Here is a 15,175-nt window from a genome sequence, read left to right on the forward strand (position 1 = left end):
CCGGCTGCGGTGGCCTTCGCCGTGGTTTTCTGCCGTCGCCTTATGTCGATTATGCTAAAGAAACTGCTTCTGGGCGCGAGCGCGGCACTGCTGCTGGCCGCCCCCGCCGCTTCGGCCCAAACCCGTAAAAAAGCCAAAGCCCCGGCCGCGCCGAAAGCCGCGGCTACTGCAGCCCGCCCCGACCGCACCGACTCGCTGGCTCTGCGCCGCCTGTTCGACGAGGCCCTGCTGCGCGGCGAGAGCTACGAAAACCTGCGCTACCTCACCGGCACTATCGGGCCGCGCCTATCGGGTTCGCCGCAGGCCCAGCAGGCCGTGGAATGGGGCAAGGCCACGATGGAAAAGGCCGGGTTAGACCGCGTGTACCTGCAGGAAGTGATGGTGCCGCACTGGGTGCGCGGCGGCAGGGAGCGCGGCGAAATAGTGGGCAACAAGGACAAGGGCATTCGGGTGCCGGTGTGCGCGCTGGGCGGCTCCGTTGGCACCGGCGGCAAGCTGAAGGCCGGCGTGGTGGAAGTGCACAGCTTCGACGAGCTGAAGGCCCTGCCCGATGCGGCTGTGAAAGGCAAGTTCATTTTCTACAACCGGCCGTTTGATGATGCGCTGATTGAGCCCGGCGCCGCCTATGGCCGGGCGGGCGACCAGCGCCGCAGCGGCGCCATCGAGGCGGCCCGGCGCGGGGCCGTGGGCGCGCTGGTGCGCTCGCTCACCAGCGCGCGCGACGACAACCCGCACACGGGCACCATGGCCTACGATGCGGCCGTGCCCAAAGTGCCCGGCGCGGCCCTCAGCACCAACGCCGCCGACCAGCTCAGCCAGCTTCTCAAGGCCAACCCCGAGCTGCAATTCGAGCTGGAAATGGAGTGCACCACGCTGCCCGACGAAAAAAGCTACAACGTGGTGGGCGAAATCAAGGGCAGCAAGTTTCCAAATGAAATCATCAGCGTGGGCGGCCACCTCGACTCGTGGGACCTAGCCCAGGGCGCGCACGACGACGGTACCGGCTGCGTGCAAAGCATCGAGGCGCTGCGCCTGCTGCGTGCCGCTGGCTTCAAGCCCGAGCGCACCATTCGGGCCGTGCTGTTCATGAATGAGGAAAACGGCACGCGCGGCGGCAACGAATACGCCCGTCTGGCCCAGCAGAACAAGGAAACGCACGTGGCCGCCATCGAGAGCGACGGGGGAGGATTCACCCCGCGCGGCTTCACGCTGGAGGCCGACCCAGCCACAGCGGCCAAAATCATGCGCTGGGCCCCGCTGTTCCAGTCCTACCACGCCGCCGACCTGCTGCCCGGCCACTCCGGCACCGACATCGAGCCGCTAAAGGCCGCCGTGAATCCGAAGGCGCTCATTGGCTACAAGTGCGACTCGCAGCGCTACTTCGACATTCACCACACGGCGGCCGACACGTTCGATAAGGTGAACCGCCGCGAGCTGGAGCTGGGCGGCGCCAGCATGGCTTCGCTGATTTACCTGCTGAGCAAGTACGGGTTATAGAATTGATGCTGATGCGATGTAGGGGCGGGGCTTGCCCCCGCCCGCCTTTGAACGGAAGCGCTGAAATGGTGCCAACGTTCGGGCGGGGGCAAGCCCCGCCCCTACATGTTCTAAACAAAACGGCCCCACCTGCCAACGCAGGTGGGGCCGTTTCGCTTGCAAACAAAGCAGCTTAGTTCTGCCCCAGAATCGAGAACAGCTCGTCGAGCTTCGGGGTGAGAATGATGTCGGTGCGACGGTTCAGAGCCTTGTTGGCGGGGGTATCGTTGGGGGCCAAGGGCAGAAATTCGGCCCGGCCCGAAGGCGTTACCTGGGCAGGGTCCATGCCGGCGGTGGTGAGCAGGCGGGTGATTTCGGTGGCGCGCATCACGCTCAGGTCCCAGTTGTCGCGGGCGCCGCTGGCGGTGGCCCCTTTAATGGGCACGTTGTCGGTGTGGCCTTCCACCAGCACGTTCACGTCCTTATTGTCTTTGAGGACCACGGCCAGCTTGCGCAAGGCATCCTGGCCCTTGGGGTCTACTTTGGTCGAGCCCGATTTGAACAGCAGCTGCTCCGACAGCGACACGTACACTTTGCCATTCTTCACGCTCACCTGCAAATCCTGGGCGTTGAAGCCCAGCAGCGCATCGGATACGCGCTGGCGCAGGGCTTTGGTGGCGGCATCTTTCTGAGCCAGGGCATTTTGCAGGTCGGCAATGCGGGCGTTTTTGCTTTGCAGGTCGGCCTCCTTGCTTTGCAGGTCAGCGTTTTTATTGCGGATGTCGGTTTCAGCCTCGCCGAGGTTTTGGTTCAACTGGTTCACCTGCTGGTTTTTGCTGAGCAGCGAGCCGCGCAGGGCTTCCTCGTTGCGGGCTTTGTCGGCAGCCAGGGCGGTTTTTTCGAGCGTCAGCTGGTCGCGGGTTTTGGTGAGTTCGGCGTTCTGCTGCTGCAGGGCCGCAATTTCTTTCTGGTTGCAGCCCGGCAGGGCCAGCAGCATGGCGCCGACCAGCAGGGTGGGGAAGAAGCGAAAATTCATGAGCGGGAAAGAGAAGTAAAAAAGATACTTAGGCCGCAAAACGGCCCAGTATTCAAACGGAGCCCTCCGGCTGGGGTTACCTTTGGCCAAATTCTATGCACTTTCTTCCCTTCGTTATAAATACCCGGCGGCCACTCGCCGCCGTGGCCCGCGCCGCCGGATTTGCGTTGGCCTTGTGGGGCGCTGCCGGGCCGGCGACGGGGCAGGCCCGGTCCGCCGGTTCGTTGCCCGTTTCGATTCAATCATCTGAACGTTACTGGGTTGCCTTGACTGATAAGTCTGGCGTCCAGTTCAATCCGCAACGTTACTTCTCGCCTGAAGCCCGCGCCCGCCGCCGCCGCCAGCACCTGCCGGCCTTCGAAGCCACCGACCTTCCCGTGCGGCCCGACTACGTAGCCGCCATCATGGCCCACGTCGATACCGTGACGCTGGTGAGCCGCTGGTTCAATGCCGTAAGCTGCCGCGCCACACCGGCCCAGGCGGCGGCATTGCGCCAGCTGCCGGGCGTAGCCAGCGTGCAACGCTGGCCCATGCGCGATGCGCAGGTTACCGCAGTTTCTGAAGTTGCTCGGCTCGTAACTGCGCCGCATGAGAAGCTGTCGGTTTTTCTGATTTCTCAAACCACCGGAAACCAAGTCCCCAATAATCCAAGTCCCCAAGACCCCAACAACATCTCGGCCAACGACTACCTGCTGGCCCGCCGCCAGGTAGCCCACCTCGACGGGCCGGCCCTGCGCGCGGCCGGGTTGCAGGGACAGGGCCTGCGCATCGCGGTGTTCGACGTGGGCTTTCGTGGCCTGCCCGACCATCCAGCCTTTGCCGAGCTGATGGATAGCAAGCGCATTGTGGCCACCCACGATTTTCTGCGCAACCGCGACGACGTATTCGTGGGCGGCAGCCACGGCACCGAGGTGATGGGCTGCCTGGCCGGCCGCCTGCCCGCCGGTTCCGGCGGCGCGGCCGGCCCAGCCCTGGGCCTCGCGCCGGCGGCCGAGTACCTGCTGGCCCGCACCGAGCAGCTGCACCGCGAGCGCTACGCTGAGGAAGAAGCCTGGCTGGCTGCCGTGGAGTGGGCCGACCGCCTCGGGGCCGACATCATCAATTCCTCGCTGGCCTACACCGAGCAGCGCTATTTTCCGGAGCAAATGGACGGCCGCCGCAGCCTGATTGCCCGCGCCGCCAACATCGCTGCCCGCAAAGGAATGCTGGTGGTGAGCGCGGCCGGCAACGACGGCGACGACGACTGGGTGCGCATCGGTACGCCCGCCGATGCTGATTCGGCCCTCGCCATCGGTGGGCTCGACCCCGAAACCGGCCTGCACGTCGATTTCAGCTCCTACGGCCCCACGGCCGACCGCCGCCGCAAGCCCAACCTGGCCGCTTTCGGCATCGTGCTCACCACCACACCCGGTGGCCGCTACGAACGGTTGGAAGGCACCTCGTTTTCTGCGCCATTGGTGGCCGGGCTGGCGGCGGCGCTGTGGCAGCGGCAGCGCCAGCTCACGGCCATGCAGTTGTTTAAGCTACTGGAACAGGCCGGCGAGTTGTATCCGTATTTCGATTATGCCCACGGCTACGGTCGGCCCCGGTTGGCGCGAGCTACGGCTGCAGCTCCGGCAACTGCAGCAGCGGCCACGTTCGATTTCGTGCCGCACGATAGCCTGGTGGCAGTTATTATCCGGCCCGAAGCCGCCCGCTCGCCTGCTACCGACCTGCCGCTGCTGGCCGACGACCCGGCCGTGAATAGAATGCCAACCGCCACGGAGAGTCCGGCGGCTTCAGCGCCCAAAACCCCGCCGGTAGGGCAGGAGAAGCCGGTGCCGGCCGATGCCCCGCCGCTGGTATTGCTGCCCGAGCCCAGCTACCCCGCCTACCTCTACTGGAACCTGGCCGACCGCCGCGGCGTGCTGCGCCGCTACGAAACCCGCGCCGTAACGCAGCGCCTGGTGGTGCAGGTGCCGCGCCGGCTGCTGCGCAACGGCGACGTGCTGCGGGTTCACTTCAAAGGCTACACGGCTACGTATTCGGAATGAGAACCTTGCGCTATTTCTCGAAAAGCCATTGGGCACGGCTGCGGCGCGGCGGCTTGCTGCTGGCGCTATTGGCCGGTGCGCCGGTTGTGGCGCAGGCGCAGCAGGTGCTGGTGCAGGCTAACGTGGCCGACGACACTGTGAAAACCACCTTCGGCCCCAACCGTCGCTGGTTTGGCCACGGCTACGTGGCGCTGGGCCTGGTGGCCGGCCCGGCCGAGGCCGGTGCCAGGCTGCGCGATGGCCTCACCTCGCTCGAGGCCCGGGTTGGTGGCCGCCTGAAGCTACGCCTGAGCCAGTCGGTGGCCCTGTGCGGCGACCTGGCCTACGCATTCCTGCGCTACGACCTGGCCCAGGAAGCCGGCAAGCTGGTGCCCGCGCCCACGCTGCACCAGCGCGAGAGCCTGGCGCTGCACCAGGTGGTTTCTGAGGTGGCCCTTCGCCTCAATTTCGGCCGGCGGGGCAACGCCGTGGGCAGCTACCTCGACCTACTGGCGGGCGGTAGCTGGGCCGCTGCCACCCGCCACCGCACCGAAGACGTGCCCGCGCCCGGCATCGGCTCCGTCGAAACCACTGAGAGTGGCTTGCCCTACCTGCGCCGGTTTGGCGGCAGCGCAGGGGCGCGGCTGGGGTTCGACCGCTACGCCCTGGCGGCCCGCTACCGGTTCAGCCCGGCTTTTGCCAGCAGCTACGCGGCCTGGCCCGAGCTGCCGCGCTGGGTGATTGGGGTGGAGGTGGGCCTGTTTTGAGGCGGCTGAGGCACGAATTTTGAGGGCGCTTTCTCGCCACACGCCCTGCCTACAAACCAATGATTGGCGTTTCTGCGTAGAATGCCCGTTGCCGACACACTCAGCCGCTGGCGCGGCTGGCCAGCAACTTTCAGGAACGGGCATATTCGCTCATTCCATTTCTCCCATACCTTCGCACGACCGGAGCCCGAGCGGCCCGCGTTTCAACTCCATATGAAAGCCCCCATTTTCAAGATTTCGAGCCTGGCCCTGCTGGCCGTTGGCCTCCAGTTCACTTCCTGCGTGAGCACCGAGCGCGAAGTTGGCAGTTCGACCAAGGACCCCCGCGCCACCTACACGCCGCCGCCCGCCGGCAGCCGCACCCGCATCAACGGCAAAACGGTGCTCAACACCGTGCGCGCCACCCACGCTTTTTCCGACCCCAACAGCAACGACAATTTCGTGTTGCAGCTGCGCGGCGAGCGGGTGCTTACCGGTCAGGCCCACCTCATCGTGACGAATAACATGGGCGACACCATCCGCCACGAGGTGATGCCCGCCCGCGCCCTGCTGGCCCACGCCGATGGCGGCATGGCCAACTCGGCCAGCGTGCGCGACCAGGAAATTGCTATTCTCCAGGCCATGAACTCGTTTTTCACGCCCACCCACTTCAACACGCCTGCTGTGCCCGCCGGCACCGCGCAGCCCGCCGAAATGGATACCAAAACCTGGACAACCCTGCGCGACGACCCCGCCGCCGTGGGCTTCGACTACACCGGAGCGGGCGGAGCCGAGCGCCGCATGGCCTATTCCCAGAAGCTGGGCAAAGCCGTCGTTATTAGTCAGTAAATCACCCGTTGGGATGGCCCCGGCTATTCGGTGGCCACCCCGTTCTTTTTGTCAACCCCATGAAATTCCTGCTTTCCTTCGTTGTCGTTCTCGTCCTAATTCTGGCGTACTTCCGCCTGTTTCCCTCGGCTCCCATTAATCCTGTATTGCCCGTCGAGCAGGGCCAGCAGGAGGTGAACGGCCACAACGCCGACGTTCCCAAAGGCGCGGGGGCCATGGCCCCCGCCGCCGAGGGCGAGGAAGCCGAAGAAGCTGGGGCCGCCGCCGTAGCCCCCGCCAAACCCGGCCAGACCTACGGCGCGGCTATCACGCCCGCGGGCGCGCTGCCCATGAGCGCATTGTCGACGGCCCTTGGCCAGCGCGACTCGGCCCAGGTGAAGCTGGTGGGCAAGGCCTCGGCTGTGTGCCAGGCCAAAGGTTGCTGGATGACCCTGCCCACCGCCGACGGCAAGGAAATGCGTGTGCGTTTCCGCGACTACGCCTTCTTCGTCCCCAAAGACCTGAGCGGCCACGAGGTGGTTGTGAGCGGCTGGGCCTACCGCAGCACTGTGCCGAAAAGCGAGTTGCAGCACTACGCCAAGGATGCCGGCAAAACCGACCAGGAAGTGGCCGCCATCAACCAGGACGAGCAGCAACTCACCTTTCTGGCCGACGGCGTGCGGGTGCTGAACTAGCCCTTACTCGCTGAGCCTGAAACCGCTGTTGAAGCCACCCTTGGGGTGGCTTTTTTTATGGCTGTGCATGTTTTGGCGAGCCGCCGTAGCTTGCAGCCTCAGTCTGATTTGCCCCACCGCTGTGCCGCGCCCGGCACCCTCGCCATGCCCGATAATTCCGCCATTCAGTCCCAGCTACAGGCCCTCGCCGAGCGGCTGCACCACCTCAATCACCAGTATTACCAGCTTGATATTTCGGAAGTTAGCGACCAGGAGTTCGACCAGTTGTTAGCCGAGCTACAAGCTCTCGAAGCGGCCCATCCCGAGCTGGCCCTGCCCAACTCGCCCACCCGGCGCGTGGGTGGCACCATCACCAAGCAGTTCCCGACGGCGGTGCACCGCTTCCCCATGCTCAGCCTGGGCAACACCTACTCCGAAGACGACCTGCGCGAGTTCGACGAGCGGGTGCAGAAGGGCCTGGAGGGCGCGCCCTATGCCTATGTGTGCGAGCTGAAAATCGACGGCGTGGCCATGAGCCTGCGCTACGAGCACGGCCAGCTCACGCAGGGCGTGACCCGCGGCGACGGCACCCGCGGCGACGTGGTGACGGCCAACGTGCGCACCATCAAAACGCTGCCGCTGGCCCTGCGCCCCGGTCCCGAGCAGCCCGACGACTTCGAAGTGCGCGGCGAGGTATTCATGCCGCTGCCGGTGTTCGATGAGCTGAACGCCGAGCGGGAGCAGAACGGCGAGGCCCTGCTGGCCAACCCGCGCAATGCTGCCAGCGGCACGCTCAAGCTCCAGAATTCGGCCCAGGTGGCGGCCCGCAAGCTGCGCTTCTACGCGTACTCGCTGCTCACGCCCGGCCGCCACTTCGCCAGCCACAGCGCCGCGCTGGAGGCCCTGAGCCAGTACGGCCTGCCGGTTTCGGATACCTGGCGGCGGGCGGCCACCATCGAGGAAGTACTGGAATTTGTGCACTACTGGGCCAAAAAGCGCTTCGACCTACCCGTAGCCACCGATGGTATTGTTATTAAAGTCGACAACTTACGCCAGCAGGACCAGTTGGGCTACACCGCCAAAAGTCCGCGCTGGGCCATCGCCTACAAGTACCCCGCCGAGGCCGCCCGCACCCGCCTGAACGACGTGCTCTATAACGTGGGCCGCACCGGGGCCGTCACGCCGGTGGCCGTGCTCACGCCCGTGCCGCTGGCCGGCACCGTGGTGAAGCGTGCTACCCTGCACAACGCCAACCAGATTGAGCTGCTCGACCTGCGCCTCGGCGACCTCGTGTACGTGGAGAAAGGCGGCGAAATCATCCCCAAAATCACCGGCGTGGACCTCGCCGCCCGGCCCGCCGATGCTGTACCCATTCAATACCCCACGGCCTGCCCGGCCTGCGGCACGCCGCTGTTGCGGCCCGAGGGCGAGGCGCATTTCCGCTGCCCCAACGAGCGCGGCTGTCCGCCCCAGCTCAAAGCCCGGCTCGAGCATTACGTGTCGCGTAAGGCGTTGAACATTGACGGGCTGGGTGCCGAAACCGTGGGCCGCTTCTTCGAGTTGGGCATGGTAAAAACGCCCGCCGATATTTACGACCTGCCCGCCCGCCGGCCCGAGTTGGTGACGCTGGAGCGCCTCGGCGAAAAGAGCATCGACAACCTCATTGCCGGCATCGAGGCCAGCAAGCAGGTGCCGTTTCCGCGCGTGCTGTTTGGCCTGGGCATTCGCTACGTGGGCGAAACCGTGGCCCAGAAGCTGGCCGCCCACTACCGCAGCATCGACGCGCTGATGGCCGCCACCGCCGAAGACATGGCCGCCGTGCCCGAAGTGGGCGGCGTGATTGCCGTAGCCGCCGCGCATTGGTTTCAGCAGCCCGAGAACCGCGAACTCATTGAGCGCCTGCGCCAGGCCGGCGTGCAGCTGGAAGTAACCGGCGAAGCGCCCGTGCCGGCTTCCGACCGGCTGGCCGGCCTCACGTTCGTTATTTCGGGCGTGTTTGAGCACCACAGCCGCGAGGAACTGCAGCAGCTCATCACGTCCAACGGCGGCAAAATCACGGGCTCCATCAGCAAGAAACTGAGCTACCTGGTGGCCGGCGACAACATGGGCCCGGCCAAGCGCGAAAAGGCCCTCGGTTTCAAAGTACCCATCATCTCCGAAGCCGAGCTAATGGCCCTGCTGCCGACTGCCGACACGGAAGCACCCGCTCCGGCCGGTACCGATGAAACCCCCAAGTTGCCCTTGCCGGTTGCGGGGCCGGGCCAGCAGGCCTCTTTGTTTTAGGGCTAAGCGGATGCTATAAAACTCGGCGGGGCACCGGAAGCGACGCGAGTTGCACCGGTGCCCCCAGGCATTCAGGCGCATTTCGCGGCCATTGGGCTTGTCGTAAGTCTCAGTGGCCCGGAAACGCTATTTCGCTAAGGGAAATATTTTTATATTAGAGGCAAACACCTCACGAAATTCGGCCGGCTTTTTGTCTATTGGCCTGAATCGGCGACCTTTGCCTTTCATATCCCACCCAATGCGAGCGTTTTTTTTCCTTTGTTGCGTAACTATTCTGACTTTGCTGGCTCCGGCTGCCCGTGCGCAATGCGTTGCCCTGAGCGACCTGCTGGCCATCGGGGCCGACCCTACCGCACAATCTTCGGGCAAAGTCGTAACCGACCACGTCTCGTTTGAGTGGACTTTCGTCGGGGCCACGCCCACGGCCAAAGAGCCTAGCTGGACGTTCACTCCCTCGGGGGCTTCGGCCCCCACGGCCCGCTTGCTGGTGCGCCCGCAGCGCCCCGGCCAGGACGTGCTGCTAAAAACCACGCAAGCCAGCTGCCTGCGCGACCTGCGCTCCGAACTCAAAGCCCGCAAGCTCACGGCCCAGCCCGTTACCTGCCCCAACTGCGAAGCCGTGCGCTACCAGGCCCCCAATTTCGACGTGACGCTGTATAGCCAGATGAAAGGTGAATTTCCTTATGTGGTGGTGGTGCATCAGGTGCCGGCGGGCATGGCCCCGCCCGCTCCCGCGGCCGCAGCTGGCAGCAAAACCCCCTGATTTCTGGTTTATAAATCAACTGTTGATTGCCCAAAAATTGAGAAGGCCCGCTGAAACTCAGCGGGCCTTCTCAATTAAGAGCCTGTTTATCTGTTTGCAATAGCAAATAGGCTGCTTACAGCGCCGGGAGTACCGTGCCGCGCACCTCACCAAACCCAATGCGTACGCCATCTTTCGTGGCATGGCCGCGCATGGTCACGGTGTCGCCGTCGAGCAGGAACTTGCGCTCCGAGCCGTCGGCCAGGGGCAGGGGGCGGGTGCCCCGCCAGGCCAGCTCCAGCATCGAGCCCAGCGAATCGGGCGTGGTACCCGAGATGGTGCCCGAGGCGTAGAGGTCGCCGGCTTCGAGGTTGCAGCCGTTGGAAGTGTGGTGGGCCAACTGCTGGGCCATGCTCCAGTACATGAGCCCGAAGTTGCTGCGGCTGATGGTCGTTTCCGCCCCGCCTTCGGGGGTGAGGGCCACTTCGAGCTGCACATCGAAATTGTGGCTGCCGCGCTGGGCCAGGTAGGGCAGCGGAGCCGGCTCCTGCACCGGGCCGGCAATGCGGAAGGGCTCCAGCGCATCGAGCGTGACCACCCAGGGCGCCACGCTGCTGCCGAAATTCTTGCCCAGAAATGGCCCCAGCGGCACGTATTCCCAACTTTGCAGGTCGCGCGCGCTCCAGTCGTTGAACAGGCAAAGGCCGAAGATGTGCTCCTCGGCTTGTTCGATGCTCACCGGCGTGCCCAGTTCGCTGCCGCTGCCGACCACAAAAGCCATTTCCAGCTCAAAATCGAGCTGGCGGCTGGGGCCGAAGGTGGGCACCGTTTCATCGGGGGCCTTGCGCTGGCCGCTGGGCCGCCGGATGGGCGTGCCCGAGGCCACGATGCTGCTGGTGCGCCCGTGGTAGCCGATGGGCAACCAGCGCCAGTTGGGCAATAGTGCGTTGGCGGGGTCGCGGAACATGATGCCTACGTTGGTGGCGTGCTCGATGCTGCTGTAGAAATCGGTGTAGTTGGCGGGCTTCACGGGGCGCAGCATGCGCACTTCGGTTTGGCGCAGCAGGCATTCGCGCACAGCTTCTTCGTGGTCGCGCAGGCGGGGCTCGTCATGGCGCAGCAGCTCGCTCACGCGCTGCCGCACGGCCCGCCAGGCCGGCCGCCCCAGCCGCAAAAACGCATTCAGCGAGCGGCGGCGAAATACTTTGGGCTGCGCATCGCCTAGCTCGGTCAAGTCCTCAAAAAAGCCGAACTGGCTGGCCGCGTACAAGTCGAGCACGTAGCCACCGATGGCCACCGCCAAGCGCGGCCCACGCTCCTCGGTTTCGAACACCCCAAACGGCAGGTTCTGAATGGGAAAGTCGTTGTCGGGGCGAATGTCAATCCAGGAGCGGAGGGAGGGTGAGTTCAGCGCGTTGGGCATAGCGGGCAGGGGCAGGGGCTTTTAGGTGAAAGGCTGGGAAGGGTGGTGGCAAAATTAGAACGTCATGCTGAGCGCAGCCGAAGCCTCTCTAGCGCAATGCTAATCCCAATCAAGCTGGATTACTTGCGCGGTAGAGATGCTTCGGCTGCGCTCAGCATGACGTTCGACGTGGTATTTTCAAACAGCGAATAAGGCTTACCGCGCCTCCACGGCCGTTATTTCGGGTACGGCCTTCTTCACGGTGTCTTCCAGGCCGGCGCGGGTCATCGGCGACATGGGGCAGGCGCCGCAGGCCCCTTCCCACTCGAGTTGGAGCACGCCTTCGGGCGTGATGTTGGCCACGCGCACGTTGCCGCCGTCGGTGGCCAGGTAAGGGCGCAGGGTGTCCAGCGCGGCCTCAATGCGGGGCATCAGCGGGTGGTCGAAAACGGGGGCGGGGGTTGGGTTTTCCACGGGTAGGTTAGGAATTCATCTGCACGACGGCCGTTTTGGGGGCCACGTTGTTGCGAATACTCACTTGGCGCGCCACGGCTTCGGCCAGGTCGGCGAAGAGCTTGCCCACCGCCGACTCAGGGTCGAGCACGGCCGGCTGGCCCTGGTCGCCGTTTTCGCGGATGCTCTGCACCAGCGGCAGCTGGCCCAGCAGGGGCACGTCGTGGCGGGCCGCCAGCTCGCGGCCGCCGTTTTCGCCAAAAATAAAATACTTATTATCGGGCAATTCGGCCGGCGTGAACCAGGCCATGTTCTCCACCACGCCCAGCACGGGCACGTTGATTTGCGGCTGGCGGAACATCTGCAAGCCCTTCTGGGCATCGGACAGGGCCACTTTTTGCGGCGTGGTCACAATTACGGCCCCGGTCACGGGCACCGTTTGCACCAGCGTGAGGTGAATGTCGGACGTGCCGGGCGGGAGGTCGAGCAGCAGGTAGTCGAGCTCGCCCCAATCCACTTCGGTGATGAACTGCTTGAGCGCCGACGAGGCCATCGGGCCGCGCCACACAATGGCGCTTTCGGCCGGGGCCAGGAAGCCGATGCTCATCAGCTTCACCCCATATTTCTCGATGGGCTGAATCAGGTTTTTGCCGTTCGGGCCCTGAAAAACGTGCGGCGCCTGGTCCTCTACGTTGAACATTACGGGCATGCTCGGGCCGGAAATGTCGGCATCGACCAAGCCCACTTTGGCGCCGGTGGCAGCTAACGCGACGGCCAGATTGGCCGTAACCGTGCTTTTGCCCACACCGCCCTTGCCCGACGCAATGGCGATGATGTTCTTGACGCCGGGCAGCAGGTCGCCGCGGTTGTTGCGCAGCGTGGTTACGCGCGAAGTCATCGTAATCACCACATTGGCCTCCTTATCGACCATCGTGTGGATGGCGCGCTCGCAGGCATCGTGGATGAGCTGCTTGAGGGGGCAAGCAGGCGTGGTGAGCACCACGGTGAAGGCCACGGTGAGGCCGGTAATCTCGATGTCCTCAATCATGTTGAGCGTGACGAGGTCCTGCCCGAGGTCGGGCTCTTCCACGTAGCTCAGGGCTTTGAGAACGGCTTCTTTGGTAATGGTCATGGACGGGGGAATGCGCCGAAAACAGGCGGGCTACAAAGATAACCCCGGAAGCGGCGGCCGGGTTAGCGGCAAGCTTGGAAAATACCGGGCAAGGCGTATCGGAAATTGCCAATAATTCGCAATATTTACAGATGTTGGTCCGCGCTTTCCCACCCTATCACCATCTTTTTCTGCACCTTTTGTCATGTACCGCATCGATACTCCGCCTCCCAGCTACAGTGAAACTGAAGGCTTAATCAACGAAGACGAGGCCAACAGCACACTCGTCGTGCTGGAATGGGCCGTTCCCACCGCGGCCAAAGTGCCTGCTCCGCGCCAGCGTGTTTGCATGGCCACCATCACCATGCGGCCGGCGTCCATCACCAGCACCGTGCCGGCCAAAGTCATCACCGAGTTGCGGGCCAACAATACCGTGCTGCCCACCAGCTGGTGCACCACGGCCACGCTCACGGCCCAGCCGGTGGCCGCCCGGCGGTAGGCCCCACGGCGGGGGTGGGCCGGTTCAGGCATCAGCACCCATTGCCCGGGGAGCAGTTCCGGCGTCTGTCTAAAAAAAAGCCTCGTTCGGCACCGAACGAGGCTTTTTTTTTAGACAGAACCCTGGCAATGGCAACTGGCCCGGCGCCAGCCGCACGGTGGGAGCATTGCTAATACAATAAATCGGTGAATACGCCATTCGTTACGGTGCCAGTACCCGACCCGTCTGCCGCCGTGCCGGCGGCGGAAAAGGTGCCCGAAACCCGCCGATTAGTTTGGTCCTTGTTTGTGATGGTAAGGGTGCCGGATGTAACGTTATGCGTGTAGCTGCGGGGCGAAGTGCCAAAATTGCCTGTTAGCGTATAGGTACCGGGCACCGAAGTTTGCTGGCCCAGCAGCAGTATTTTCCCCCCATAGCCCTGGCCTATCAGCGTAAATATACTCCCGGTAAAACTGCCATTGACGTATACCGCGGCAGTTGACTTACCGTTTACCGCGAAGCTGATGCTGCCGTTGTTGGCGGTAAAAGGCACGAGCATCAGGGGCAGGGTCGTTGTTTCGCCAACCTTAACAGTAGCTGTTTGGGCAGGCGGAGCAACGAAATCCTTTTCGGGCGTGTAGGACAACTGGTAGGAGCCCGGCGCAAGGTTGGGAAAAGAAAAAGTTGCCACATCAGAGCCGGGGGTAATTACCGGCGTTATTCTGATGGGTGCGCCCGATGTGGGGCTTACCGTTATGGCAGCGATGGCATCAGGCCGTATAATCTCGCCGGTTATAATGCCGGTTTGCGGCGTGGCATCCGGCTTGCTGCAAGCCGAAAAAAAGAATGCGCCCGCAAGCAGGCGCAGGGTGAATGTCCGGACAGGGTGGTTCATGTGGCTGGATTTGTAACAATGTGGAAAGAAAGAAATTCGTGAGCAATTATACGCACTTTCATCCACAATTTTCCAGCACTTCTATATTTTCCAGCGCCAATATTGATGCTGCCGGGGATTGGCTGCCTTATATGTCCAACCGGTGCTACTGGCAGCCCGGCTTGCTAAAAGCCGCCGCGTAAGCGGCGTCCTACAGTTGCAGCGCCATAGCCAACCCACCGCCCTGGCCCGCCGAGTAAGTAGGCACCACCAGGAGCTTAGTGCTGAGCTTGCTGGGCAGCAGCCGCACCAGCGAAGGATACACGTGCCACACGGTTTCGGCCGAGAGAAAGCCGATGCCGGCCCCGGCCAGCACGTCGGTGGCCCAGTGCTTGTTGCCGAGCACGCGCATGGTGCCGGTGGCGGCGGCCACGGCGTAGCCGGCCACGCTCACCAGTGGGTACTGGCGGCCGTATTGCTCGTGCAGCAGCGTGGCCGTGAGGAAAGCCTGCGACGTGTGCGACGAGGGAAACGAGGTGAGGTCGCGCGGGTCGTAGGGGCGGGGCTCGGCGCTCAGGCGCTTGAGGTTGCTCACCACGCCTTCGTCGAGCTCGTGGGCCAGCAGGTAAATCAGGGTGAAGCTCACGGCCGGGCGCGCGCCGTGGTGGCCGGTAGCCATCAGGCCGTAGGCAATGGCCAAGGGCACGTGCCGGGTGTAGTCGTCGACGCCGTGGGCATTCAGGGTGCCGAAGGTTTCCTGGGTTTCGGCCTGCATGTCGAGCTTGGCCTGGTACATCGTCTGGTTGAAGCGCGGGCTATGGGCCAGCACGCCCACGCCCACCAACGCCGAGGGCACGGCAATGCGCAACGCCACGGCGCGCCGGTGTTGCCGCTGAATCGCTGCCGAATCGGGCGTGGCAGTGGGGGTTTGCGCGTGGCCGGCGAGGCTCAACGCGCCCATCAGAAAAGTAAGAATAAGCTTCAGGCGCACGCTTTTCGAACAGCTAACAGGTAGGGTTCTGAAAATTACACCGGTAGCCTGCCATTGCCAAAAGCAATT

14 protein-coding genes are annotated in these 15,175 nt (G+C 64.0%); 8 read left to right on the forward strand and 6 right to left on the reverse strand.

Features of this window, described 5'->3' with window-relative positions; genetic code table 11:
- The first annotated feature begins 42 nt into the window (after positions 1–42).
- Positions 43–1,497, forward strand: a complete 1,455-nt coding sequence (locus MON38_RS08280; RefSeq protein ID WP_241935691.1) for a M20/M25/M40 family metallo-hydrolase — start codon at positions 43–45, stop codon at positions 1,495–1,497.
- A gap of 172 nt (positions 1,498–1,669) precedes the next feature.
- On the opposite strand, the gene MON38_RS08285 is transcribed toward MON38_RS08280, so the two are convergent.
- Positions 1,670–2,512, reverse strand: coding sequence for an OmpA family protein (locus MON38_RS08285; RefSeq protein WP_241935692.1), 843 nt, complete (start codon positions 2,510–2,512; stop codon positions 1,670–1,672).
- A 266-nt stretch (positions 2,513–2,778) separates the two neighbouring features.
- Here MON38_RS08285 and MON38_RS08290 point away from each other — a divergent pair, with 266 nt between their 5' ends.
- The 6 genes from MON38_RS08290 (at position 2,779) to MON38_RS08315 (ending at position 9,818) form a co-directional block, all read left to right on the forward strand.
- Positions 2,779–4,545, forward strand: coding sequence for a S8 family serine peptidase (locus MON38_RS08290; protein WP_241935693.1), 1,767 nt, complete (start codon positions 2,779–2,781; stop codon positions 4,543–4,545).
- Complete coding sequence (locus tag MON38_RS08295) at positions 4,542–5,291, forward strand: hypothetical protein (RefSeq protein WP_241935694.1); 750 nt, start codon at positions 4,542–4,544, stop codon at positions 5,289–5,291. The genes MON38_RS08290 and MON38_RS08295 overlap by 4 nt, the downstream gene beginning before the upstream one ends.
- Positions 5,292–5,504: 213 nt before the next feature.
- Complete coding sequence (locus MON38_RS08300; RefSeq protein ID WP_241935695.1) at positions 5,505–6,119, forward strand: hypothetical protein; 615 nt, start codon at positions 5,505–5,507, stop codon at positions 6,117–6,119.
- 59 nt (positions 6,120–6,178) lie between these two features.
- The gene (locus tag MON38_RS08305; RefSeq protein WP_241935696.1) at positions 6,179–6,793 is read left to right on the forward strand and encodes a DUF4920 domain-containing protein; all 615 of its coding nucleotides are present in this window, start codon (positions 6,179–6,181) and stop codon (positions 6,791–6,793) included.
- Positions 6,794–6,937: 144 nt separating this feature from the next.
- The gene (gene ligA / locus MON38_RS08310) at positions 6,938–9,055 is read left to right on the forward strand and encodes an NAD-dependent DNA ligase LigA (RefSeq protein ID WP_241935697.1); all 2,118 of its coding nucleotides are present in this window, start codon (positions 6,938–6,940) and stop codon (positions 9,053–9,055) included.
- A 238-nt stretch (positions 9,056–9,293) separates the two neighbouring features.
- Positions 9,294–9,818, forward strand: a complete 525-nt coding sequence (locus MON38_RS08315; protein WP_241935698.1) for a hypothetical protein — start codon at positions 9,294–9,296, stop codon at positions 9,816–9,818.
- Positions 9,819–9,933: 115 nt separating this feature from the next.
- Here the strand turns inward: MON38_RS08315 and fahA are convergent, their stop codons facing one another.
- The 3 genes from fahA to MON38_RS08330 form a co-directional block, all read right to left on the reverse strand.
- On the reverse strand, positions 9,934–11,220 hold the full coding sequence (gene fahA / locus MON38_RS08320) for a fumarylacetoacetase (RefSeq protein ID WP_241935699.1): 1,287 nt from the start codon (positions 11,218–11,220) through the stop codon (positions 9,934–9,936).
- A 195-nt stretch (positions 11,221–11,415) separates the two neighbouring features.
- On the reverse strand, positions 11,416–11,631 hold the full coding sequence (locus tag MON38_RS08325) for a NifU family protein (RefSeq protein WP_241935984.1): 216 nt from the start codon (positions 11,629–11,631) through the stop codon (positions 11,416–11,418).
- Positions 11,632–11,680: 49 nt separating this feature from the next.
- Entirely contained in the window at positions 11,681–12,784 is a 1,104-nt protein-coding gene (locus MON38_RS08330; protein ID WP_241935700.1) for an Mrp/NBP35 family ATP-binding protein, read from the reverse strand.
- Between the two features lie 184 nt (positions 12,785–12,968).
- Between MON38_RS08330 and MON38_RS08335 the strand changes: the two genes are divergently transcribed.
- Positions 12,969–13,262 carry a hypothetical protein gene (locus tag MON38_RS08335; RefSeq protein ID WP_241935701.1) on the forward strand — a complete coding sequence of 98 codons (294 nt, stop codon included), beginning with the start codon at positions 12,969–12,971 and terminating at the stop codon, positions 13,260–13,262.
- Positions 13,263–13,431: 169 nt separating this feature from the next.
- Here MON38_RS08335 and MON38_RS08340 read toward each other — a convergent pair whose 3' ends face one another.
- Both MON38_RS08340 and MON38_RS08345 read right to left on the reverse strand, forming a co-directional pair.
- Entirely contained in the window at positions 13,432–14,136 is a 705-nt protein-coding gene (locus MON38_RS08340; protein ID WP_241935702.1) for a hypothetical protein, read from the reverse strand.
- Positions 14,137–14,326: 190 nt separating this feature from the next.
- The gene (locus MON38_RS08345) at positions 14,327–15,106 is read right to left on the reverse strand and encodes a phosphatase PAP2 family protein (protein ID WP_241935703.1); all 780 of its coding nucleotides are present in this window, start codon (positions 15,104–15,106) and stop codon (positions 14,327–14,329) included.
- Positions 15,107–15,175 lie beyond the last annotated feature (69 nt).

Origin of the sequence: Hymenobacter cyanobacteriorum, from assembly GCF_022631375.1 — a bacterium.
Lineage (GTDB): Bacteria > Bacteroidota > Bacteroidia > Cytophagales > Hymenobacteraceae > Hymenobacter > Hymenobacter cyanobacteriorum.

Bases quoted from the DNA above. Each gene is read 5' to 3' on its own strand.
- MON38_RS08280 (WP_241935691.1), top strand. From the start codon at position 43: ATGTCGATTATGCTAAAGAAACTGCTTCTGGGCGCGAGCGCGGCACTG.
- MON38_RS08285 (WP_241935692.1), bottom strand. From the start codon at position 2,512: ATGAATTTTCGCTTCTTCCCCACCCTGCTGGTCGGCGCCATGCTGCTG.
- MON38_RS08295 (WP_241935694.1), top strand. From the start codon at position 4,542: ATGAGAACCTTGCGCTATTTCTCGAAAAGCCATTGGGCACGGCTGCGG.
- MON38_RS08300 (WP_241935695.1), top strand. From the start codon at position 5,505: ATGAAAGCCCCCATTTTCAAGATTTCGAGCCTGGCCCTGCTGGCCGTT.
- MON38_RS08305 (WP_241935696.1), top strand. From the start codon at position 6,179: ATGAAATTCCTGCTTTCCTTCGTTGTCGTTCTCGTCCTAATTCTGGCG.
- ligA (WP_241935697.1), top strand. From the start codon at position 6,938: ATGCCCGATAATTCCGCCATTCAGTCCCAGCTACAGGCCCTCGCCGAG.
- MON38_RS08315 (WP_241935698.1), top strand. From the start codon at position 9,294: ATGCGAGCGTTTTTTTTCCTTTGTTGCGTAACTATTCTGACTTTGCTG.
- fahA (WP_241935699.1), bottom strand. From the start codon at position 11,220: ATGCCCAACGCGCTGAACTCACCCTCCCTCCGCTCCTGGATTGACATT.
- MON38_RS08325 (WP_241935984.1), bottom strand. From the start codon at position 11,631: ATGCCCCGCATTGAGGCCGCGCTGGACACCCTGCGCCCTTACCTGGCC.
- MON38_RS08330 (WP_241935700.1), bottom strand. From the start codon at position 12,784: ATGACCATTACCAAAGAAGCCGTTCTCAAAGCCCTGAGCTACGTGGAA.
- MON38_RS08335 (WP_241935701.1), top strand. From the start codon at position 12,969: ATGTACCGCATCGATACTCCGCCTCCCAGCTACAGTGAAACTGAAGGC.
- MON38_RS08340 (WP_241935702.1), bottom strand. From the start codon at position 14,136: ATGAACCACCCTGTCCGGACATTCACCCTGCGCCTGCTTGCGGGCGCA.